The organism is Xenorhabdus japonica (genome assembly GCF_900115195.1).
In the GTDB taxonomy this organism is placed as follows: Bacteria; Pseudomonadota; Gammaproteobacteria; order Enterobacterales; family Enterobacteriaceae; genus Xenorhabdus; species Xenorhabdus japonica.
On the sequence record NZ_FOVO01000016.1, the window covers coordinates 53860 to 71716 of the forward strand.

At 41.2% G+C, this 17857-nt stretch carries 11 protein-coding genes and 1 pseudogene; 4 read left to right on the forward strand and 8 right to left on the reverse strand.

The features are described from left to right. Nucleotides 1-51: 51 nt before the first annotated feature. Both BM135_RS08395 and BM135_RS08400 read left to right on the forward strand, forming a co-directional pair. Nucleotides 52-1017, forward strand: a complete 966-nt coding sequence (locus tag BM135_RS08395; protein ID WP_092519311.1) for an Ig-like domain-containing protein — start codon at nucleotides 52-54, stop codon at nucleotides 1015-1017. A gap of 2 nt (nucleotides 1018-1019) precedes the next feature. After that, complete coding sequence (locus BM135_RS08400; protein ID WP_092519312.1) at nucleotides 1020-1412, forward strand: hypothetical protein; 393 nt, start codon at nucleotides 1020-1022, stop codon at nucleotides 1410-1412. A 93-nt stretch (nucleotides 1413-1505) separates the two neighbouring features. Here the strand turns inward: BM135_RS08400 and BM135_RS08405 are convergent, their stop codons facing one another. The 8 genes and pseudogenes from BM135_RS08405 to BM135_RS08435 all read right to left on the reverse strand — a co-directional run bounded on the left by BM135_RS08405 (nucleotide 1506) and on the right by BM135_RS08435 (nucleotide 13374). Then, on the reverse strand, nucleotides 1506-6017 hold the full coding sequence (locus BM135_RS08405) for an autotransporter outer membrane beta-barrel domain-containing protein (protein WP_245737337.1): 4512 nt from the start codon (nucleotides 6015-6017) through the stop codon (nucleotides 1506-1508). Nucleotides 6018-6165: 148 nt separating this feature from the next. Continuing rightward, nucleotides 6166-6354: pseudogene (locus BM135_RS17935) on the reverse strand (IS982 family transposase); the annotation flags it as partial. A gap of 129 nt (nucleotides 6355-6483) precedes the next feature. Next, nucleotides 6484-6690: a hypothetical protein gene (locus BM135_RS08410; RefSeq protein WP_139204093.1), complete on the reverse strand. Its 207-nt coding sequence runs from the start codon at nucleotides 6688-6690 to the stop codon at nucleotides 6484-6486. Between the two features lie 225 nt (nucleotides 6691-6915). Beyond that, on the reverse strand, nucleotides 6916-9024 hold the full coding sequence (locus BM135_RS08415) for a peptidase domain-containing ABC transporter (RefSeq protein ID WP_092519315.1): 2109 nt from the start codon (nucleotides 9022-9024) through the stop codon (nucleotides 6916-6918). Beyond that, a complete protein-coding gene (locus tag BM135_RS08420; protein ID WP_092519320.1) occupies nucleotides 9017-10291 on the reverse strand; it encodes an HlyD family secretion protein in 1275 nt (424 codons plus the stop codon). Before BM135_RS08420 ends, BM135_RS08415 begins: the two co-directional genes overlap by 8 nt. Nucleotides 10292-10645: 354 nt before the next feature. After that, nucleotides 10646-12442 carry a thioesterase domain-containing protein gene (locus BM135_RS17940; RefSeq protein ID WP_245737338.1) on the reverse strand — a complete coding sequence of 599 codons (1797 nt, stop codon included), beginning with the start codon at nucleotides 12440-12442 and terminating at the stop codon, nucleotides 10646-10648. 222 nt (nucleotides 12443-12664) lie between these two features. After that, a complete protein-coding gene (locus BM135_RS08430; protein WP_092519316.1) occupies nucleotides 12665-13060 on the reverse strand; it encodes a structural protein in 396 nt (131 codons plus the stop codon). Next, a complete protein-coding gene (locus BM135_RS08435) occupies nucleotides 13060-13374 on the reverse strand; it encodes a phage holin, lambda family (RefSeq protein WP_092519317.1) in 315 nt (104 codons plus the stop codon). The genes BM135_RS08430 and BM135_RS08435 overlap by 1 nt, the downstream gene beginning before the upstream one ends. A gap of 635 nt (nucleotides 13375-14009) precedes the next feature. Here BM135_RS08435 and adiA point away from each other — a divergent pair. Both adiA and adiC read left to right on the forward strand, forming a co-directional pair. Continuing rightward, nucleotides 14010-16283 carry an arginine decarboxylase gene (gene adiA, locus BM135_RS08440; RefSeq protein ID WP_092519318.1) on the forward strand — a complete coding sequence of 758 codons (2274 nt, stop codon included), beginning with the start codon at nucleotides 14010-14012 and terminating at the stop codon, nucleotides 16281-16283. A gap of 17 nt (nucleotides 16284-16300) precedes the next feature. Further along, nucleotides 16301-17629, forward strand: coding sequence for an arginine/agmatine antiporter (gene adiC, locus BM135_RS08445; protein WP_092519319.1), 1329 nt, complete (start codon nucleotides 16301-16303; stop codon nucleotides 17627-17629). Nucleotides 17630-17857: the final 228 nt, after the last annotated feature.

A 17857-nucleotide genomic window follows, 5' to 3' on the forward strand; every position in this document is an offset into this window, starting at 1 on the left:
TATTAGTATGTCTCCTTTTATCAAAAAAATGGTTTGTGGAGAGATAATCGTATGTCTATAAAGAAAGGCAGTCTTTCTGCTCCTCTTTTACCACAAAGTTACGATGGAATCATTGATGAATCGAAATTGGATCAATCCATACTGTTGGTAAAAATAAACCGATATGAGGATGTTCATATTGGTGATACTATCATTGCTCATCTGAATAATTATATATCTTCGTTACCATATTATATGGTAAGTGAAAACCAAAATTCTTCAAATTATGAAATAACCATACCTTTTTCCACTATTCCTCTCGGTAGCTATGATGTGTTCTATACTGTCACCGATTCGTCAGGGAATTCATGGAATTCTGCAACTAACAGCGTCACAATTATAAAGTCAGACCCATCACCGCCCCCAATAATTGCCTCTCTGAAAGCCGAGTTCTTAGCTAATGGTATTCCAGCTAATGGTTATACTCCGAATTCTGTACTCATCACAGCCTTAGATGAAAAAAAGAAACCGGTATCCGGTGTGCCAATACGTATTGTTTCCGATGATGATATTTGTATTGCGCCGTCTTCCTGTGTCACAGACCAGAATGGGAAAGTTGCTTTTTATTCAACTTCAAGTGCTGATGGTATTTTCTCAATACAAGTATTATCGGGAGCCACATCAAATACGGTTGAGCTGTATTTTTCATCGGTTAATGAAGCAAGACTAGAAATAACCGGAAAAGAACAAATTGGCGAAGAATATGAAGTAATTACAATTCAGGTTAACGATAAACATACGCCCGAGCAAATTAAAAACGCGGTCGTCTATTATAAAATAAATCTAGCCAACAATATAAGTAGCGCGCTAGAAATTGGCTCTAACCCCGAGACAATACGCTCAATGATCACAAATGAATATGGACAATTCCAAATAAACCTGAAAGGTAAGGTAGGAGGACATTGTACTATATGGGTGACTGCTAATAATTATGTTGGAAGCGTGAAATATACTAAAGAACAATTAGAAGGATATTAACAATGGCTACGAAGGTACTTAAATTTAGTGATATAAAAAGTGGGTGGTATATTTCGTATTTCTTTATGACAGAAGCTGATTATGGTTATACAGCGACAATACACGATGACAACACAACATACAAAAGTTGGACAAAACCCGATGAAGGAGCGGGTACTTTACATAGACATGCTGATACATTTCAATACACAGGATCAGACGGAGCACTTAAATGCACTGTTGAATGTCCTGACAGTAATCGCCTTGATAATAGCTGGAATGAAGGTACGATACAGCCCAGTTCGGGATTTCCTATACTGGGAAGAGACTATTGTGCGGCGTTTGAGGATTATGGTGGCTCAATTGATTTCAATGACTTTTTTGTCTGTCTGGTCGGGTGGTCTCATGAAGGGTAAACATCCATTTTACAATTAGTGAAGACCGCTAATGTTTTCACCGTGGGGTATCATTCCCCACGGTTTTTGTTAGTTACAGTGGCACTGACTTAATCACCATGTCGTCTTTATGCCGATTTTGGCCTTCAGCTCGTAGCTGTCTGTAAAATTATTCAGGCTGGTGTTGGCTGAAGCCTGACCATAGACGGAAGATTTTCCATTATCCCAACTGTAGGAACCTCCTGCACCCATGTCCCCCCAAATGCGGTCATTACCACTGATAAAGGCAACATCGGCAACGTTGGTCAAGTCATTATGACCCAAGACCTCCTGATTAATATTGAAAAAACCATATAAGTGTGTGGCTTTTTCACCCTGACTCAAATCATCGTGCCACTTTTGCCGATAGTCTATCGTCGTGCCTACGCGAAATTTCATGCTCTCGCTTCGGTCAAAATGGATTTTGGCACCAAACGGATCATGGAACCCCTTCATATCTATGGAAGAGAACACCAGTTGTGCTTGTGGGGTCAATGACCATTCCTGATTCAAGTCAAGCCCTTGTCCTGCTTCCAGACTCAATGCATACCCCAGAGCGGATTTACTATTTCCCAAAGGCTGGCCGGCAGTCTTTGAATTCAGGTCGTTGTCAAAGTAGGTTATCTGGGCTAAGCCATCCAAATAAAACTTATTCTTGCCGTACCACGTACTTGTCGTACCAAGTGTATAACCGTTTGCACGAATGTGACCTTCACCATGCACAGAGCCGACGTTTGCATCAATATTCGAATATTGCAGGAAAATACCGCCAGTGACTGAACCCTGGTTATTTTCATAAAAACTCCTGTCCACGCCAACCTGAGCACGGACCATGTTATAGGTGGTTGTATCCGCACCGGATGTAGAGACACGTGGCGACAATTTGCCATAAGAGGCTGTCATTCGCCCCCACACCCCATTGGGCATTTGGCTTGTACTATCGTCTGTGCTGTCTTCACCAGCGGGGTTTCTGAACTCATCTATGCCAGGCACCTGATCCTTACGTCCTCCGGTGCGGTCACGCAGGGACTCTGGCGCATTCAGCGTCTGCAACATTTGCCCATAAGCCTCGTAAACACTAACGCCTGCCTGATAGTGCTGCGTCGGCTTCGGTACAGGCTCTGGGCTGGGTTTTGAACTGGTCAACGATGAGTGCAGATACCAGTTTTCATCTGAATTGTCGGTGCTATTCTTATAAAGACGGTAGGCATAAGCACCTGCTACAATGGCTGGTTCACCCCTATAACTATAGTCACCAGCTAAAGTGAAAGTTCCGTTTGATGTACCTTTTACATCAACAACTTTGATACCTTTATTCGTCGGTGCACCTGTTCCACCGACATTTTTGAACATGAGATGAGTTGTACCCGATGTGCTGCCATTCACCACAAGTTTGTCAGTCTTTGAGTTATCACCTTCCAATACAGTCGATAAACTCACCGTACCATTATTGCCATTATAGTTACCCGCAATTGTCAGCATACGCCCTACAGCTTTGTTATCTCCGCCCGCTACGACTCTGCCACTGTTATTTAAGGCGGAAATTGTCGTATTAAATCCCCCCATATCAAACGTACCATACTGCCCGATTGTATAGGATGACGCTGAGCTGAAAGACTTCACTGCTCCCTGGCGAAGTGTTCCCTTTTGTATTGCTGTCATGCCTGTATAGCTGTTAACTCCCGTCAGAAAGGTTGTTCCCCCCCCGTTTTGAACCAGTTTTCCCTTGCCGATGATATTGCCGCCAAATGTCACTTCGTCTGAACGGTTAAAGGCGAGTGTTCCTTCATTGCCTGTGACGACATTACCGAAGATATTGCCTGTCGTTCCGCCATCACCCAGCTGCAAGACACCCCGTGTCACTTTCGTATCGCCGGTGTAATTATTCTTCCCTTTCAAAACCAATGTACCGTAATCGGTGGTTTCAAGGGTCGCCGAACCCGTCAGGTCGGACTCAATCGTGGCAACACTGCCCGCCGTTGACTTATTGCCTATTCCAACACGAATTTTAGCGCTGCCTGTATTGTCATTTTTTAAAGCCAGCGGAGCGCCGGTGAGGGTGTAACCATCGGTGCTAAACTGCATGCCATTGACGGTGACCTGACCACCGCTATTATCTACCTGTACCTTTCCTGCGGTGCCGGAAAAGATGGCAAACTGGTCTGTATTGCTCCAACTGGCATTCGGCCGTCCTGCTTTTGACGTCCAATTATTCTCTCCACCGACCTGCCAGACGCCATGACCACCATCAATAGTACCATTGTTATGTTTGCTGGCGTTCTCCCCATCCCAATAGTTCAGGATCATGCCGCCAGTATTGGTGAGATAAACTTTTTTGTCCCTGTTCGTATCGAGAGAGAGTGCCCCTGGTTCTCCGCCAGTGAGTGTCATTCCACTGTTTGTTAAGGTGCCGCTATAATTGAAGATATCGTATTCACCCGCTGAGAAACCGCCAAGATCGGTGATTTTAAGTGTTCCTGCCAGTGTCAGATCGCCACGGACATCAAATAATGCAGGCACAGAAGTCTCCTTCGCCCCAAGTAAAACATCGACATTTGCACCGTGACCAAGAATAAGATCATGGCCAAATGTCAGGGTATTACCCTGCTTGCCGACAAGGTGACCGCCATTTTCAATGGTAGTGGTGCCCCCGATGATGCCGATACCCCCAACAGCCCCCCCATTTTTCACATTAAAGGTCGAAGCTGTTGTGCCCAGTTTACCGTCAACGACAAAATCCCCCGCCTTAACACTTGTTGATCCTGTAAAGGCAGAAGAATCCGAATTTAGCGTTGTGGCGCCAGTGTCAATCTTCCCGATATGACCACTGCCGGAAATCACGCCGTCAAAACGGCTTGTTCCATTCAGATTCAGTGCCAGAGTGCCTTCAGATCCAATGGCGACTAAGCGGGTGTCCGGCTCATTGTTCCGGGTGTTAAACTGTAATGTACCGGCTTTAATATGAGTCGTTCCCGTATACGTATTCTGACCGTTCAGAATGGTCGTGCCTTTGCCAACGTGCTCTACGCCGCCAGCACCAGAGATGTTATTAGAAAAGGTAATATTGTTGTTATGGTCAAAGGCCAGCATTCCTTTCTGCCCGATTGTCACCTTGGACGTGTTATCAATACTTCCCGTCGTCTCGTTATCGCTGAGTTGCAAAGTCCCTGAGTCGATTTTTGTCTCGCCGGTATAGGTGTTTGCCCCCGTCAAAATGGTCGTGCCGCTACCCACTTGGTGAACAGAGCCGGTTCCGCTTATGATGTGGCGATAAGACGTTTTATCTCTATGGTTGAAATGAAGGCTGCCTTTATTATTTATATCACTGGAGACGCTTCCTGTTGTGTGTCCGTCACCAAGACTTAACGCATTTCCTGATAATATCTTGACAGTTCCGACATTCATATTATTAGTAAATGTAAGGTTCAGACTTTCCGTCGTAGAGCCTTTATCCCCAATAGTAACAACTGAATCCTTCGACCCAGAGACATTGCCATTCAGGGTTGCATTCGGGCCAGACAGATAAAGACTGGCGCTTCCAAGCTCTACATTGCCATTAATCGTGCCTGCATTATAAATGCCATTGGTGAGGGTTCCCTTATTATTGATAGCGAATTTATCCCCTTGGATCACGCCTCCATCCAGATTCGTGATAGTATCAATAACCCCTTTATCTTCGATATAAATACCATTTCGCTTTCCACGTATGGAGGAGGCGTTGGTAATCTGTTTAATTTTGGATAATTTTGGGGGGGAATCAGACATGCCTTGCCCAGTTACTTGAATGGCATCCTGATCAGCCGTGATGCCTTTACTCCCAGACTGATTATTGAGGTTTTCGAGATACCCTCCTTCTGTAATAGCAATACCATGATTGGGTCCAGTCACTGTGCCATGATTATTAAAAGTACCGATATGACCACCATTGCTGACATAGATCGTTCCGCCAGTAGAGCCTACAAAATTCCCCTGAGATTTCAACGCCCCGTGATTATCAAGCGTGTTTAGTTTTGCCATTACGACAGATATCCCATCAATCGATCCTCTCTCCCGATTAAAGATTGTATCTATGCTTCCTTTACTACTATTATTTTCGCTATTTTCATTCAACGCATGACTGACCACTATTGAATAGAGTGCGGTATAAATATCTTCGGATTTGATTACGCCATAATTATCTAACGTGTCCATATGACCAGAAACCCATATGGCTCCTGAATTTCCACTCATGACACCATAATTAAGCAGCTTTCCGATAGAACCACTATAAGTTACTGTAACTCCACTGGTTCCTTTTAAAATTCCTTTGTTTTCAATGTGATCGACAGAAGTCACCGGAGCCATATCACTGTTACCGCCGACATTGACAGCACTGTATTTCAGATCGTATCTATCTGAGCTGTCCAACGTTTCTTGGGGGATATCAATTGATGCACCTTTATCTATAGTAAGGTTTTCGCCATTTGAGAGATTACAGGGTTCTGTCTCATTATCGGAAATGGTCGTTGTCTTCGAGAAACCGCATGATGATGCCGCTATTGCATTAACACTTATTCCAGGAAGAAACAAAGCTAATTTAAGAGCCATTGGCATTAAAGCTTGCCTGCATATCTTCATAAGTGACACCCTTCAGATAGCCTTAAGGTTAATGACATTCCAGCTGTCTTGATTGAGATAAATTAATCAGAAAAAGAAGACAATTTAGCTTTATTATTGTTGACAAGTAATAAAAAGTCTAAAAAACTTCATTTTTTTTAAGGATAGAGGTATCAGTATTCCGTAAATTCAAGCTCGGTTTTTTAGGTTGGAATGTATAAGTAATTGGATCGGCAGCGATTTCCAGAAGAAAACCAAATTGGCTGCGATGTCTTGAATACGCTATCTGAGAAATGTTTTTGAGCTGGTCAATGACTGGGTTGAGTAGGCCGCAGGAACGTCAAGTTAACGGAGTTTGGTTAAAACAAAGTGTCGGTTTTGTTACCCGACACTTTGTAAGTGCTATTTATTTTATTAACTTATCTGTTAATTTATATATAACATTATTTGTAATTTACTATTTGACATCACCATTATTTATATATTTTACTCCATCTTCCAGAAGCTTCCAACCTTCGCTGGCAATTTCATAAGCTATGTGACCAAATCTTTTTACAGAGTCGCACACATATTTCTCCACTTCATGAAAGACTTCAGTGACACGTTCAATGATACCCGCACCTGAAACACTATTAAGCAAGTTATTGTCAATTTCTTTCATCATATTTTCCTTTTGTTAAGGGTTTGAATAAAACAATTGCAATTTAATTCATTCCAAAAAGATAAACATTACTGATATAGCATTAATTGTGCTATTACCGATTTTGTCCTCTTTAAGAATGAATGAAAAAATCAATATGGTAATAAATAATTGTTTAATATTCATTAAACCAACTGATTTTTTATTCTTTATAAAAAATACCTCCTTAGGATATATTTATTTATTTCATTACAAGTAATCAGTTATTTTTATAACTCTATCTGCTGACTTTATCGTTGATTCTCTGTGAGCTACAATAATCCTTGTGATATTTAGCTGTTTTATTGCATGGTTTATATGAACTTCACTATTCACATCAAGATGACTTGTTGCTTCATCCATAAAAATAATACGTGGCTTATGGTAAAGTGCCCGGGCAATAAAAATCCTTTGCTTTTGCCCTCCAGAAAGACCTTCTCCTAACTCACCGATAAGTGTTTCATATCCCATTGGCATATTCATAATATCTTCATGAATAAAGCTTATTTTAGCGCATTCAATTATCCATGTTTCATCACTTCTTTCAGAAAAACAACATATATTTTCTCTTATCGAACCCGAAAATAATTTGTCTTCTTGCATCACACAGGCAACCATCTTACGGTAATTATTTATTCCCAACTGTTGTATATCTATATTATCAATAATAACTTTCCCTGATTCAGGTTCAAATAGCCCGCATAATACTTTCAATAATGTGGTTTTTCCTGCCCCGGAAGGTCCTGTTATCGCCACACTTTCACCTGATTTAATACAGATGTTCAGATTGCTGAAAACTGGCAATAATTGATTATCGTAACGATAAACTAAGTCCTGAATTTCAAGTGACGCAGGAGTCATTTTTGGAACGTATGGTATCACCTGTTTTGTTTTTTCCACTTCGTTCAATGCAATATCTGAAATACGTTCATTGTGCAAACTCATTATTCGTAGCTGGAGTAAAAAGTTTGTCAGAGATGTTACACGATTGGAAAACAATCCCCGGAATACCCCAAATGCCACAAACATCCCTATGGTCATCTGATTATTAATAACTAGCATGGTACCCAACCATAAAATAGCTATTTGATCACAAGCTACAATAAATCTATTTACACCACCAAAAAACAGATCCATTTTCGTGACTTTTATACCTATATTGATTTTATCAATAACGAGATTAAGCCAGTGGGTACTACGTAGTTCCATCATTCCCTGCATTTTAACCGTTGAGATTCCGTATAACGTTTCCATAAAATATGAACTGGCGCGCGCTTCCCTAATTAGTGTTTCTTCTGATAACTGACGGTAGTAGCTATAAGTAAAAAGCCTGATTAGCACATAGAGCACAGTAAAGGCCAGAACAACCCAGGTTAGGTAGCCACCATACAAAATCATCATGATTAGCACACCTATAATCATAATACCGTCCATGATCGCACCGACTACGCTGGTCGAAAACGTGGTACGCAGTGTATCAAGTGAATTAAAGCGAGATTGAATATCACCCAGTTTTCTTCGCTCGAAATAAGCTAAGGGAAGATGTAAAAGATGCGAAAACAATCCTGCTTTCCACTGAACGTCTATTAATGTCTGCATGATCAAAGATGACCAGGTACGTATCATGCTCACAGCAGTATTCAGCAGAATAAAGAATATCAATCCTGTACAGATAAGCGTCAGCAATCCACGATCACCCGGAGGAATAACATGATCCATAACTAGCTGTGTTCCCACAGGCATTATCAAATTGATAGATTCAATGACAATGGACAAACAAAAAATTTTTATCAAAGCACTTTTTATGCCTTGTATGCTGCGAATAAGTGTCCTCAATTTCACTCGGTTTTGAACTGTCTCGGCCTTAAACTCACTATTCGGCCAGACTTCCATGGCTACTCCGGTAAAGTGCCGGGAAATTTCGTCCAGTCCAATTACCCGACGTCCCCGAGCTGGATCATGGATAACACCTCGATTTCTACGTGTACTAATCAATACCACAAAGTGATTAAAATCCCAGTGAAGAATACAAGGAGTCTTTAAAGCACTTATCTCTTCAAGATCCAATGATAACGCTCGGGTTGTCATACTTAATTGACCAGCAATATCTTTAACCTCTGCCAGAGTGGTTCCCCGAGCCGAAATATTAAACTTCTTCCTAAGTGAAATCAGATCGATATTTTTCCCATAGTATCCACATATCATCGCTAAACAAGCTAATCCACATTCTGATGATTCCGTCTGATGGATCATTGAGACTCGTTTCATTAAGCCAATGTCCAATTTTTTAATGATGTTACTAAATGTGGAGTTAATCATTGCTCGGCCCCATAGCACTATGTTTCATATTGTAAAATGGTGAGAGCATCCACTGATAAATTTTTCTATTTTCCAGAAAAAGAGTAGATTGAGCTTTCATTCCATTTTCCAGATTTAAAAAATGACCATCATACTTTATATGCTGTTTTTCAGGCTTAACGATCATTTTGTAATAAGTAGCATGATTTTCTCGTATATTTATAGGTGAGCCTTGATAAGTTTGCATTTCCTTAGGTGATGCCGGGGCTTTTGAAATAACATTAATTACTCCTGAAAACTGACCGAATTTCTCTGCAGGAAAGGCTTCATATCTAATATTAACCTTATCACCTTTTTTTATATATGATACAGCATCATTAGGTACCCATATGACAAGATAGTAATTTTTTATAACCCCGGGAATAATTTGCGCTAAACTATCACCAACATTCACCATTTGTCCCTCCGTGACACTGAGTGAATTTATCTTACCGCTCGATGATGAACGGATAATAATAGAATCTCCAACATCAATATTTGTTAATTCTTTTTGTAACTCATATCGTTTTAATTCCATTTGATTAATCCGGTTGTCAAATTCCGCTGACTGTGTTTGTATCTGGCTTTGAAGATTAATTATTTGTAATGAATTTTGATCATTTTGATGAGTTAATCCTAATAAATTATTTTGACTTTGGTAATATAAATTAACCTGATTCATCATTTGATCTTTATTTATCAAGCCTCTTTTTTGATATTTTTCATAATTCTCCATATTTTTTTTGATAGTTTTAACTCCTTCTTTTGCTTTATTAATAACACTAGAGGATTGATTAAAAAATTTTGTATATTGCTCTTTCTGCTTTTCTAAGAAATCTAATGTCGATTTTTTACTATCTTTAATGCGAGATATAGTCAGATTGATATTTTCTATTTGTTCTTCGATGTTTTTTCGTTGATTATCGCTGACAACACCATGTTGGGTTGTTCTACTCACATCAATCAGATAAATAGGATCACCTTTTTTGACCATTTGCCCTTCTGTCACAAATTTCTTTACTATAAATCCCTGTACGGGTGAACTAATATTGCCCACTCTCGGATAAGTAGTAATTTCGCCACTGACATTTATGCGGCGTGTATAAGAACCAAAAATAACAAATGTCAAACAAGCAATTAGAAAAATGATTCCGCCTCCGATTACTAACCAAGCTGGTATTCCCGGAAGTAAAATTGCTTTTCCACTCCATTTCATTTTTTTATTGTCAATTGCTTCCTGACGAAACAGCATATTATTACCTCATTGATAAAACGTTACCTTTTTGTTATAAAAAGTCACACAATCTGCTTCCTGCTAAATTGGGAATTGTTTTTCATCACCAAGTTTTTAGATTCTTTCAATATCGCTCTTCTGAAGTTCAAGGAAGATATTGATATTGCCATTAATATAAAATCAATTACTATCCTTATATTATTTGTCTGAGGTGATTATATAACAGTTTTTCTATACACTCCTTAAACAGAAAAAACATTGCCTATAAGAAGGGAACTTAACATGCCTCAGGTGCCGTGTTCCCTCCTTAATCAAATTACAAAAATAGAGCTGAGTTCTTTTTTTGTCCTCATATATCAATTCATACAGTTAACTGACTAAATCCTGCCTGCCCCTTGTCGGCCAGTTTGACCAAGTTTTGAACGCGGAATTGGGGGTGTTCATGTAATCCAATTTCTGCCATAACTCAGTGAGCCATTGCTCAACTTGTGGCATGGATAGCATGGTCATATGATTGCCGGGCACAAGCATCGTATTTAGTTCAGTGGCGTGAAGGCTCCACTGGGTTTCGCGAGTTCTCCTTTCATCCAAATCGCCTTTTTCTGCGTTGATCAGATGAACAATTCCTTCATAACGAGTGCGAGGTATATAGCCAGTATTCAGATTAGCGTGCATAACGCGGATGACTCCTTGCAGTAATGATATGGGTGTTTTCGCGGAGAAAAGGCCGACTTTTACCAAGGCATTGTGCAGATACTGAATTTGTTCATCCGGCTCCCGACCATCAAAATCTTGTCTGGTGAGCGGAATAGGCTGATCTAATAGCATATTATAGATATCAATCAACTCCATGAGCGTCTCAATACGGTTGACTGATTTGAGGGCACTGCCTTGCTGGTTTGGCTCATCGGTATCGATAAGAATAAGATCGGATACACGTTCTCCTCCGGCTTGTAATTGCAGAGCCATCTCAAAAGCAATCCAACCACCAAAAGAGTGGCCTAGTAGGTGATAAGGGCCATGAGGTTGGATTTGTCGGATATTCTGGATGTAGGCACGAGCAGCACCTTCGACACTGGTGTAAGGGAAGTTATGTTCGACAGTGAATCCACGCGCCTGCAAAGCGTATACAGGGAGTTGCTGTGGGAATGATATAGCCAATTCGAGCAAACTAGACGGGCTGGCACCCGCACCCGGCATACAAAATAACGGCGATATCGATTGAGAACCCTGCTGAATGATAACGTGTGGATCGAAAGAAGGAACTACCTGTAAATTTTCGGTGATTGAATCCACTATTTGATTTAGCAAAGGAGGATACATAATGGATAAATGCGTCCCACCAATCGGATGTAGTACCGAATTGTGACTAACTGTGCCGTACCAATTGCGCCAAATATCTTCGTTGACTAAATCATCCGCAGTATAAAGGTGGATAGGTAAAGATGATTTTTGCGCGATATACTCCTGACCAAGCTGTGTCGTCATCTCAGCGGTGTAGAAACGGAGGAGAATATCCTCGCGTGTGATACCTGTTGATAACCATTGGTGCTCAATGCAGTGATCAAGAACCTGCTCCAAACTACTTAGGTTGTAAAGTTCTTCCAAAGCATGTTCATCGTCAATACTCTTTTGAGTACGCAGTAAATCAATAAGTAACTTAATTCGTCTTGCATCTTTATTCACAGATTGGTCGGTAGTTGTTGCTGACTCATTATTATCTTTATTGGCGTGATTATAGGAATCGATCATACCGAGAAACTCTACCGTCTCGCCGTCACTTATTAACTGTTGAGCTATTTCATAGGCAATTAAACCACCGATCGACCATCCCGCCAGACGATAAGGCCCATGTGGCTGGATGCGGCGAATCGCCTGAACATGACAGGTCGCAAGTGCTTCGATTGATACAGGAGGATGCTCAAGTGTGTGAATGCCAAGGGCTTGCAATGCATAGACGGGAAGGTTCGGTGGTAGTAAGGCAGCCAGAGGAGAATAAACTAGTGGGTCGCCGGAAGTTTCATGTACCAAGAAAAAAGGCGACAAAGAACCTGCTGGGCTTAGCGGTACTGGGTTTGCATCAAACGGAGATGCTGTTTGGTCAAAGTGCTCACTAATGGCTAAAGTAAGATCCTTTAATGTGGGATGAGAAAATAAAGTAGTCAATGTAACCTCCATATCTTGTTTACGTATTTGATTCAACAACTGTACAGCGAGCAGCGAGTGACCGCCAAGTTCAAAAAAGTAATAATGACGACCTTGAAATTTATTGGAATACTCGAAAAATCACCGCCAGTATTTCGGCTGTGATTGTTTTTATGGTGATTGTTTTTATGGTGATTGTTTTCATAGTGGCTTTTTTATGGTGATGTATGTGCAGTCTGAACTTTATAACAATTCGAATGCTTGCTTAATGACCGTATCGGAATAAGGCTGCTGACCATTTTCCATTTGGATAATAGCTTTAACCAGCCGGCTCATTGTGGCTGCGTTTTCTACATCCACCACCGCGCTGCTGGCTACGCCAACGGATTTACACACATAAGCGATGTAGTTCTCGGTATTATTTTCATTTGGTGGTGCCCAGCGGGAAATAAACTGACGAATAGTGTTATCCCCGTATTTGCGTTCATAATTAAGCAGAATTTTCAGCATTGCTCGTATGCCATATTCCGGCGCCACAAACTGACAAAATGACTTGTCTGTTTGAGTATTACGCAAACCCTGCCATTTATCACCGTGGCGAATATTGCCAGGGTTGTGGTTACGAATCCCTCTTGTCATTATTTATCTCCTAAACGTTTATTGATGGCACGGAGAGCAAATTCTCGAATTTTCTCTACGCCAATAAAGCCAACAGCACCGCCGAGTGCGGGTGAAACACTGCTTGGAATGCCAAATAGTTCCAATCCACTGGAAAACCCCCACGACAGTGCTCCGCACAGTAGCGGCTCGACCCAGCGATTTTTTCGCTCCACACCGTCATAAATCAGACGGCCGTAACAAATCATAATGGCTAAAATAGAGCCAGAAATCTGCGGCCAAGCATTTTTCAGACCGTTTAATAAATCGGCCAATAAATCAGGATGTTCTTTCATTGTTAGTCCCATAAGCGAATGATGGGCGTCATGGAAGCAGAGTTTTCAACTAGTTCAATCTTGAAGACATCAGGCTGAACAATCTTCAAATCAGCTCAATCGGGGTTAGCTTTCAGCACTTACTCAATGACGTCCCGTACTTTTCCATATTAATGTCAGTAAAGAAGATCTTCATTGTTATGCCATTGTGCTCTGGCTCTTACTAAATTCCCTGTTGAATCAACATCATAATCAGGTAATTTTTATGGTTAAAAATGGGGATGTTGAATTTGATAATGAATAATTCCATCAAGATCCCATTGGGTTTTGGTATACCGTATGACGATCATGCGCATTATATTTTCCGAGGATTACATAAAAAAAAGATAGGATGAAAATAATTTAAACAAAAAAGTGTTTTTATAAGCACCTTAAAACAAGGGTTATTAATCTTTTTCCCTTTTATTTCAATATGTATGACATGAATTCTATGTGGAACAGCCGATTTTTGCCGATTTGCTTGAATTGCACAAATTTAAATAGACACTATATTGTTTAGAGTGATTTTAATTTTAAAAACTATATCTTAACAAATAGTTAATCCATACGACTATATCCAATGGATTTCAAGTAGAGATAGTGTAAGGAATAATGTCATGAAAGTATTGATAGCAAAAAACGAAGTAGGTACGCGATATCATAGTCACTATGTTGACAAAGCAATAGATAGGTTGGCAGATGAATTAATTGAGCAAGACGTTGATGTTGTTATTGCTGATTCTTTTGATGATAGCTATACAATAATTTCAGCCAATGAGCCGTTCGATTGTGTCATGATCAGCTGTGCACTCATGGATGATGATTTATATCTTCATATACAGAAACTATTAAATAAATTATTTGAGCGACAGGAAGATGTTCCGGTCTTTTTGTTAAGTGATCGAGAAAAAACAGTATTTTTGCTAAAGCATGAATTACTGGAAAAGCTAACTGAATTTGCCTGGATATTGGAAGACTCAGCAAACTTTATCGCTGGTCGTGCCATTGCGGCCATGCAGCGTTATCGTCAACAATTATTTCCTCCTTTAATGTCAGCGTTGATGAAATATAGAAAAACCTATGAATATTCTTGGGCTGCGCCTGGGCATCAAGGGGGAGTCGGATTTAATAAAACACCTGTTGGCCGCTTCTATCATGACTATTATGGGGAAAATCTCTTCCGCACCGATATGGGAATTGAGCGGGCCTCATTGGGTTCATTGTTAGATCATTCCGGTGCATTTGGTGAAAGTGAAAGATACGCAGCCAGAGTATTTGGTGCAGACCATTCTTATTCTGTCGTGGTAGGAACGTCAGGCTCTAACCGTACGATTATGCAGGCTTGCATGACCGAAGATGACGTGGTCATCATTGACCGGAATTGTCATAAATCCATTGAGCAGGGGCTGATTCTGACAGGCGCGAAACCTGTCTATATGCTGCCGAGCCGTAACCGCTATGGCATCATCGGGCCTATCTATCCACAAGAAATGCAAACCAAAACACTACAGAAAAGGCTGAAACAGAATCCACTGACTCAAGATATGGTCAATCAAAAACCAGTCTATAGTGTAGTGACAAACTGTACTTATGATGGAGTCTGTTATAACGCCAAGCATGTACAGGAATTGTTGGATAAAAGTGTCGATAGAATACATTTTGATGAAGCATGGTATGGTTATGCACGGTTTAACCCAATTTATCATGATCATTATGCAATGCGGGGGGAACCGAAAAAACACTCAGGGCCGACGGTCTTTGCCACCCATTCATCTCACAAGTTACTGAATGCACTATCCCAGGCTTCTTTCATCCATGTGCGGGATGGGCGGAATCCCGTAGATTTCTCAAGGTTTAATCAAGCCTACATGATGCATGCAACAACATCGCCTCTGTACGCGATTTGCGCTTCAAATGATATTGCGGTTTCCATGATGGATGGTAATAGTGGCTATTCCCTGACTCAGGAAGTCATTGAAGAAGCTGTTGATTTTCGTCAGGCATTAGCGCGTTTGCATCGGGATTTCAGCAAGGAGGGAAGCTGGTTCTTTAAACCCTGGAATCAGGAAAAAGTGACAGATCCTGCTACTGGCAAGAAAATTGCCTTTGAAGATGCTCCAAGGGAATTACTGACGAAAGAACAAAGTTGCTGGGTAATGCGTGCGGGAGACAGTTGGCACGGATTTGAAGATTTACCTGATGACTGGAGTATGCTTGATCCGATTAAAGTCAGTATCTTGACTCCGGGCATGGGAGATAATGGTAAGCTGAAAAAACAAGGTGTGCCGGCTGCATTGGTAACTGCATGGTTAGGCCAGCATGGTATCGTGCCTACCCGCACTACGGATTTCCAAATTATGTTCTTGTTTTCAATGGGGATTACCAAGGGAAAATGGGGAACATTGCTTAACACCTTACTGTCTTTCAAACACCACTATGATGCCAATACGCCTTTGGGGCATATTTTGCCAGATCTGGTGAGTCAGCATCCAGCAGTGTATAGCCATTTAGGATTGAAAGAGTTGGGCGATAAAATGTTCGATTATTTACGCCAGGACAATCCGGGCGAAAAACTGAATCAGGCATACGCTGGCTTACCCAAGATGGAAATGACTCCGCGAGCCGCTTATCAAACTATCGTGACCAATAATGTGGAAATGGTGGCACTGGACGATCTGCCCCATCGCATTGCTGCAAACTCTATCATCCCTTATCCACCCGGTATTCCTATGCTGCTTTCAGGCGAAAACTTTGGTGATAAAGCCAGCCCCCAGATTGGATATTTGCATGCATTACAAAAATGGGATCATGAATTCCCCGGTTTTGAGCATGAAACAGAAGGCACAGAAATTATCAACGGTATTTATCATGTTATGTGTATAAAAAAATAAAAACGGGAAGATAAATTATGTCTACAGTTTCAGAGACGAGAAAAGTCGGGTTGATTCCAGTTACCCTGATGGTTGCGGGTAATATTATGGGTTCGGGCGTTTTCCTTCTGCCTGCCAGCTTGGCTTCAACAGGAGGTATTGCCATTTTTGGGTGGTTGGTGACTATTATTGGTGCCGTGGGATTATCAATTGTCTATGCCAAGATGTCTTCATTGGATGATAGCCCAGGGGGCTCTTACGCTTATGCACGACGGGCCTTTGGCCCTTTTTTGGGGTATCAGACTAACCTTCTGTATTGGCTGGCGTGTTGGATCGGCAATATCGCAATGGTTGTAATTGGTGCCGGCTATCTGAGTTATTTTTTCCCTATCTTAAAAGATCCCATTGTCTTAACCATCACTTGTACCGTAATACTGTGGATATTTGTCATTTTGAACATTATTGGGCCACACGTTATTACCAAAGTGCAGGCTGTGGCGACAACGCTGGCATTGATTCCGATTGTGGCAACCGCAGTATTTGGTTGGTTTTGGTTCAACGGTAAGACCTATATGGATGCGTGGAACGTCAGTGGATTAAATACCTTTGGTGCTATCCAGAGTATTTTAAACGTAACATTATGGTCTTTTATTGGTGTAGAAAGCGCTTCGGTTGCTGCCGGAGTGGTTAAAAATCCCAAGCGTAATGTGCCGATTGCGACTATTGGTGGGGTGCTTATTGCTGCCGTCTGTTATGTTCTGTCCAGTAGCGTAATTATGGGCATGATCCCTAACGCGGCGTTGAAAATCTCATCTTCACCTTTTGGCGATGCTGCTAGATTGGCTCTGGGAGATACCGCGGGAGCAGTGGTTGCCTTTTGTGCTGCGGCCGGTTGTTTAGGATCATTAGGTGGCTGGACGTTACTTGCAGGGCAAACCGCCAAAGCTGCTGCAGATGACGGGCTGTTTCCTTCAATCTTTGCCAAAGTGAACAAAGCGGGAACACCTGTTGCTGGTTTGTTGATTCTGGGTATCTTAATGACGATTTTCCAGCTCAGCAGTATCTCCCCAAATGCAGCGAAAGAGTTTGGCTTGGTTTCTTCCGTCTCGGTTATTTTTACTCTGATCCCTTACTTGTATACCTGCGCAGCTTTACTGCTGATTGGTCATGGTCACCTTGGGAAAAAGAAAACGCAATATACTGTCATTACGTTTATTGCCTTTGTTTATTGCATCTGGGCAGTTATGGGAACGGGAGCAAAAGAAGTGGTATGGACATTGGTTGTGATGATGATAATAACAGCTATGTATACCTTTAATTACAATACAAAACATCCTGTACCTTTCCCGTTGGATAAAAACGATTAACTTCGATTTCGGGTGTCACATACTTTTTCGGGTGTCACATACTTTGGTAGTAATTTTGGTGCTGAAATATCAGCACCTTTTTTTATTTCACTTTCTGCTTTTAATATAAATACAAATTGTGTTAGGTCACGTATAGGGCAAACGGGTCTAATTTATACAGATGAAAATCCCACTGTCAGGATTTTCATCATATAGCCATTATCCCAGCCAGCCTTCTGGCGCTTAGTC

Coding starts and splice junctions, on each gene's coding strand:
- BM135_RS08405 (WP_245737337.1), bottom strand. CDS start 6,017: ATGGCTCTTAAATTAGCTTTGTTTCTTCCTGGAATAAGTGTTAATGCA.
- BM135_RS08435 (WP_092519317.1), bottom strand. CDS start 13,374: ATGAAAGAACATCCTGATTTATTGGCCGATTTATTAAACGGTCTGAAA.
- BM135_RS08415 (WP_092519315.1), bottom strand. CDS start 9,024: ATGATTAACTCCACATTTAGTAACATCATTAAAAAATTGGACATTGGC.
- BM135_RS08430 (WP_092519316.1), bottom strand. CDS start 13,060: ATGACAAGAGGGATTCGTAACCACAACCCTGGCAATATTCGCCACGGT.
- BM135_RS08410 (WP_139204093.1), bottom strand. CDS start 6,690: ATGATGAAAGAAATTGACAATAACTTGCTTAATAGTGTTTCAGGTGCG.
- adiC (WP_092519319.1), top strand. CDS start 16,301: ATGTCTACAGTTTCAGAGACGAGAAAAGTCGGGTTGATTCCAGTTACC.
- BM135_RS08395 (WP_092519311.1), top strand. CDS start 52: ATGTCTATAAAGAAAGGCAGTCTTTCTGCTCCTCTTTTACCACAAAGT.
- BM135_RS08400 (WP_092519312.1), top strand. CDS start 1,020: ATGGCTACGAAGGTACTTAAATTTAGTGATATAAAAAGTGGGTGGTAT.
- adiA (WP_092519318.1), top strand. CDS start 14,010: ATGAAAGTATTGATAGCAAAAAACGAAGTAGGTACGCGATATCATAGT.